General features: G+C 30.9%; 1 protein-coding gene. It reads left to right on the top strand.

Annotation, left to right across the window (positions count from 1 at the left end; translation table 11 throughout):
* Positions 1-29 precede the first annotated feature (29 nt).
* Positions 30-272 (top strand): hypothetical protein (locus tag SB749_RS19480; RefSeq protein ID WP_410711758.1); only part of this gene is annotated, 243 nt, incomplete at its 3' end.

Genomic DNA, 272 nt, shown 5'->3' with positions numbered 1-272 from the left:
AACTTAAGCAAAATCTTTATAAGTTGTTGATGGAAGTAGAAGGAATCCAAGAACAATTTGAACAAGCCTTTTTGAAAAAGGGTGAAAAATACACGCTTTGTTATATATCTGATTTAGGGGCATTTATTACACAACAACTCACATTCGATTCTTTTGAGTCAACTAAATATGCTCAGTATGAAAATGCTGTGAAACTTGTCTTTAAGCCTCAAAACAAAAGAAAACTTTACTACACCCATTTTTATTCCGATTTATTAATTTTTAAAGGGTGG

The organism is Brevibacterium sp. SIMBA_078 (genome assembly GCF_046534565.1).
Taxonomy (GTDB): domain Bacteria; phylum Actinomycetota; class Actinomycetes; order Actinomycetales; family Brevibacteriaceae; genus Brevibacterium.
Note: the sequence above shows the minus strand (reverse complement) of the source record. Positions and strands in the feature narration are given on the sequence as shown.